At 31.5% G+C, this 4,941-nt stretch carries 4 protein-coding genes and 1 tRNA gene; 2 read left to right on the top strand and 3 right to left on the bottom strand.

Features of this window, described 5'->3' with window-relative positions:
- Positions 1-188: 188 nt before the first annotated feature.
- Both JR053_RS04885 and JR053_RS04880 read right to left on the bottom strand, forming a co-directional pair.
- A complete protein-coding gene (locus tag JR053_RS04885) occupies positions 189-2,669 on the bottom strand; it encodes an AsmA family protein (RefSeq protein ID WP_010402722.1) in 2,481 nt (826 codons plus the stop codon).
- Positions 2,666-2,881, bottom strand: coding sequence for a hypothetical protein (locus JR053_RS04880; RefSeq protein WP_010402720.1), 216 nt, complete (start codon positions 2,879-2,881; stop codon positions 2,666-2,668). Before JR053_RS04880 ends, JR053_RS04885 begins: the two co-directional genes overlap by 4 nt.
- Before the next feature lie 65 nt (positions 2,882-2,946).
- On the opposite strand from JR053_RS04880, the gene JR053_RS04875 reads away from it, so the two are divergent.
- Positions 2,947-3,132 (top strand): hypothetical protein, encoded by a 186-nt coding sequence (locus tag JR053_RS04875; protein WP_264375044.1) that lies wholly within the window; start codon positions 2,947-2,949, stop codon positions 3,130-3,132.
- Here JR053_RS04875 and murJ read toward each other — a convergent pair.
- The gene (gene murJ, locus JR053_RS04870; protein WP_416603740.1) at positions 3,087-4,583 is read right to left on the bottom strand and encodes a murein biosynthesis integral membrane protein MurJ; all 1,497 of its coding nucleotides are present in this window, start codon (positions 4,581-4,583) and stop codon (positions 3,087-3,089) included. The two genes, JR053_RS04875 and murJ, sit on opposite strands and share 46 nt — an antisense overlap.
- Positions 4,584-4,727: 144 nt before the next feature.
- Here murJ and JR053_RS04865 point away from each other — a divergent pair.
- Positions 4,728-4,800, top strand: a tRNA-His gene (locus JR053_RS04865).
- The last annotated feature ends 141 nt before the right edge of the window (positions 4,801-4,941 follow it).

Below are 4,941 nucleotides of genomic sequence, written 5' to 3'. Positions count from 1 at the left end.
CCTTTTTTGATAGTATGCATATTGCTTATCAGAAAAATATTGATAGCATTAAACAGGATGCTGATTTTGGTTTTGACTTTGTTAATTCTTCTGTCAGTTAATTCATGCCTGTCAGATCAAGTCTAAACTATTACAACTAAGGTCTAACTTAAAGATAGATGGTCCCTTAAATCCTACATCTAAATGAGTTAACTATTTTTCTTGCTAACTAAGGTGTTGTAAATTTGGTCTACATCAAAACTCATCTTAGGGCACCAAATAGGGCCATCTAAGTGTGCCTCGATATAAAGAGGACTATTGTGATTTGGTAGTATGAAAAAGAGTCTGAATATAGAAGTTAAGGAGAAATTAGATAAGATTAAATTAGAAGAGATAGAACCTGATGCTTGATCGATACTAAACTGTGAACTAGTTGAACATACACCACTGTTAATACTTACTTTTCCATTAATATTTTCAAAAAGCGTACTGCCATTATATATATCAACGTAAGCAAGCTTGGAAATTTCAGGTTTATTCTTACTGCTTAACAACTTAGTGATGAATGAATTAAAATCCACATTTGTAAACTCTATTTTCTGTGCTTGAAAGTTTACATTTCCTGATAAGTTACTAGCCCAATCATCAAAGCTTGTTCCTTGAGTTTTGATTTCACCACTTAAGCTTATCTTGCCATTTATGTTATTAACTCCTATAACTTCCTTGGTGTCCAAATTTGCAATAGAAAATTTTGTGTGAATTGAGCCTGCTTTTAGATAACCCTGAAAAAACATTTGTCCATGTTCTAGTATGTAACTTATCTGTTTGATAGTGATAGTGTTGTTTCTTATCACTGTATCCAAGTTAAAATCTTTTAAGACGTTTTGCCCAATTTTAAATTCTGTAGTTTTGATTTGCACGTTTGCATCAAAATCTCCTTTCTCATCTAAAAAATTAAGCTGCTTTGTTGACCATTGAATTTGATTTATTTCATTTCTTGAGTTTCTTTTTACCTCTAATAGTTTTGGTAATTTAAAGATATTTCCATTAAATTTATTACCTGTAAGGTTTACGTCTAATAAAGGCTTAGTGTATTTTTGATCCACTAATATTTTTACACTACCGGTAATGTCGAAATCTTCTCCGAATAACTTTATTTTATCTGCAACTAGCTTGTTCTCTTGTATTTTTAATGAAAAATCCAAATCTTCAATTTTTGTGCCATTGAATATAGAATCTTTAACACTAGTTCTTATATTTACATCATATTTAAGATTTTTCAGCCATTGCACTTTGCTGAATAATGAATAATCATATTTATCTATATTAATGTTATGTATGCTAAATTTGCTATCGATCATATTGTGTTTTTTTGTGTGATTTACCTTAATTGATCCTTGCCAAGATTCTTTGTTATTTAGCAATCTGATATCTGAAAGAGATAATATTCTAGGTGCTAAATATAGTTTAGAACTTGCTGTAAATTGACTTTTCTCTCTTTCTTGCATCTTGATAGAAGGTAAAATATGTGAAATGAACGACTCACCCTTTATCAATATATCACCATTAAATTCAGACAAGTTGCCATTGTTTGAAACTCTTCCTGATAAGCGAGATATATTATTGGTTCCAGGAAATTGAAGAAGAGTATCAACGTTTATTTCGCCATTAGCAAATTTTAGCGTAGCATGAAATTTGTCCAATATCCTGTTTTGATATTGAATATTTGAAGCTTCCATATTAAAATCCAAGCTCAGGTTCTTTGGCACAACCTCTCTAAAAGATTCTAAAAGACCCTTCATATCTGTTGTTTTGTGTGAGCCGTTTTTTAGGTCGACTTTACTAAAACTAATATTGATATTAGTATGATCACTTTTTCTATCATTTTGTATTATACCAGTGCCTTGCATGCTTTTGGACTCAATTTTTAAATCAGTTGCCGTAAACTCGCTTTCATTGAGATTGATATTGGATGATATCTCAATATTTTCGCTGGGAATCACATAAGAAAGGAAGCTAAGATTAATGATTTTTGCTAAATTGCTCACAGAACCGGAATTGTTATTGATTGTCAGTGTTAAATTACCCTGTTGATTTCTATTACCTTTAAATAGCAAATTTGCAAAATTTGAATCAACACTAATGTGTACATTATTTTTTGTGACATTAACCTTTCCAGAAAAATCGTAATTGTTGTCACCAATCTGTACTTCACCAAAAAACTGCTTATTTTTTTTTATAGCAACTTCCTTGATGTTAATAGTATCGGCGTTAAAACTTATTTGGCTGTCCTTTATTAATATATCAACTATATTATCATTGGCTTTCGTATTTATAATATTAAGTAAATTTTCTTTGTTGCTTTTCATGCCCAAAAATGAGATTGACTTTGGTTGCAATGAAAATGAAAACAACGATGGCCTTATTTCAATTTTTTTTGCACTAATTAAATCTGATAATTTTTGTTCCTTGTTTTTGTTATATTGTACATATACATTGTGAATAGTAAGTTTTGGAGTAATGAGCGAAACTTCAATTTTTCCTCCAACATGTACTTTAGCATCATACGTCTTCTCTAACTCTTTTACGATATATTCTCTGTAGCCACTCCAATCCTTAAAAGTTGCAGCAACGTGCATGAGAATTAATAGAAACAAGATTGATGATATGGCGTATAAAGAAAGTTTCATAATAGACCTCTCATTCCAGCATCCCTTCTCTTCTTGTCATCCCAGTCTGGGATCCAGGAAATTTGATTAGACATTAAGTTAATTAGCAAAAAAGTAGCTATTCTTATGTTAAAACACAGCATTTTTACATGAGAAGCTGGTCTGATGAGCACTGGGTTCCCAGTGGAAATTGCTCTCAAACCACAACACTCATACAGTTGTGTGTGTGACACTGTGATCCAGTGTGACTTAAATAAGGTTTTCCAGATTATATAATCAACAAAATTTCTGGATCCCAGTGTCAAGCACTGGGATGACAGGAATAGGTGCTGGGATGACAGGAATAGGTGCTGGAATGACAGGAATAGGTTATGGGATGAAAGGAGTGGATATTGGAATAGTAGCTGAAATGACATATAGCAATACAAAGGGTGTAATTTATACATATTTCAAATTATTCAAATTTCCTCTAAAAATTAGGTAAAGAGTGCTAGAATAAATAATAACACTCAAAGCTATTAAAGTTACTAAATAAACAATACGAGCTAGTCCTCTATCGAAAAACAACCCTGCTGATAAGTAATTAGAGAGATAAAGAACTATTGACATAACCAATGTTGCAGTGAGAATTTTTACAATATTTAGTAATAATGCTTGGCTAATCTTATACATCTTATTTATTGTTAAATAATTAATCAATAAAATAGAATTTATCCAAGTGGAAATGGAAGTAGCAATAGCAATTCCTATATGTTGGTATTTGTTCATTAATATGAGATTTAGTATTACATTAATTCCAAGGCACGTTAATGAGAACATAGTTGGTATTTTTAGCTTTCCCCTAGCAAAGAATGTGGGTAGCAATACTTTATTTATAATAAATGCGGGTAAAGAAAGAGAAAATGCTACTAATGTAGGAACAGTTTGCTGCACTGCATAATAATCAAATCGGCCGTAAGAAAAAAGCGTAAGTAAAATTATGTCAGGAATAATGATAAAAGCAGCAGTTATTGGCATAATTAATATTAACCCTATATTAAGGGCCTTGTTCTGTATTTTGACTATATTCTCAGTATCATTTATTCGTTTTGAAATCAGAGGAAGAAGTACTGTACCAATTGCAGTGCCAATTACTCCTTGCGGTAGTTGATTTAGTCTATCGGCATAATATATATAAGAAACTGCATTTGGTATAAAACTCGCCATGATTGTGTCAATCCATACACTTATTTGTATTACACAATTGTTGATAATTGCAGGTATCACACGTTTAAAAAATAATTTTACTTCGTTACTTAATCCTAAACTAAAAGAAAAGAAAGCCTTTAATTTGTATGCACTAAATATTATTAAAAGTAGCTGCAAAATCCCTCCAATCAGGACAGCTATAGAAAGGTTATGAGCCGGTGTTTCAATGTAAGGTAAAAACAAACTGATGATTAAACAGAGGTTCAAAATGATTGGTGAAATAGCTGTTGAAGCAAAATGCTGTTTTACTTGCAACATTCCACCAATAAGTGATGCGATTGACACGAAGATTATGTAGGGCATCATAATTTTCGACAAAGTTACAGTAAAGGTAAATTTATTTTGGTCAAATCCAGGAGTGAAGATTTTGATCATGTAAGGGAAGAAGGTTTGTGTGATAAGGCAAAAAATTACTAGAATAATAAACGTAATGGATATTACACTACTTGCGAAATTAAATGCCTTTTTATTATCATATGACTCTGCAGAGTATAATGGTATGAATGAGGTAGTAAATGCTCCCTCTGCAAAAAACGATCGAAATAAATTAGCAAAGCGAAACGAGGAAAAGAATATATCTGCAAGAGAAGTTGCACCAATAACTGTAGCAATCAATACATCTCTTATTAGCCCTAAAATTCTTGAAATAGCTGTAAAAAAACTAAATGTGAAAATACTTTTAAACATATCACGATTTCAATACGATTAACTATAATGCTAAAAGCATAAATGAAAATGTTTATTCGCTAAACTTAAAACTCTATGCAAAAGTAGGTAGCTTAAATAATTAATTGACTATTTATGCTTGTGTGTTAGAAATTTTATACCTTGGCGGGCGTAGCTCAGTTGGTAGAGCGTCAGTTTGTGGTACTGAATGTCGCCAGTTCAATCCTGGTCGCTCGCCCATGTAATAGTTTAGACTTGATCTGACAGGCATGAATTAACTGACAGAAGAATTAACAAAGTCAAAACCAAAATCAGCATCCTGTTTAATGCTATCAATATTTTTCTGATAAGCAATATGCATACTATCAAAAAAGGTTTG

Source organism: Wolbachia endosymbiont of Nasonia vitripennis, assembly GCF_048054115.1.
GTDB lineage: Bacteria > Pseudomonadota > Alphaproteobacteria > Rickettsiales > Anaplasmataceae > Wolbachia.
The sequence above is the reverse complement of the archived record's forward strand: the minus strand, read 5'-3'. Positions and strand labels throughout refer to the sequence as shown.

Bases quoted from the DNA above. Each gene is read 5' to 3' on its own strand.
- murJ (WP_416603740.1), bottom strand. From the start codon at position 4,583: ATGTTTAAAAGTATTTTCACATTTAGTTTTTTTACAGCTATTTCAAGA.
- JR053_RS04885 (WP_010402722.1), bottom strand. From the start codon at position 2,669: ATGAAACTTTCTTTATACGCCATATCATCAATCTTGTTTCTATTAATT.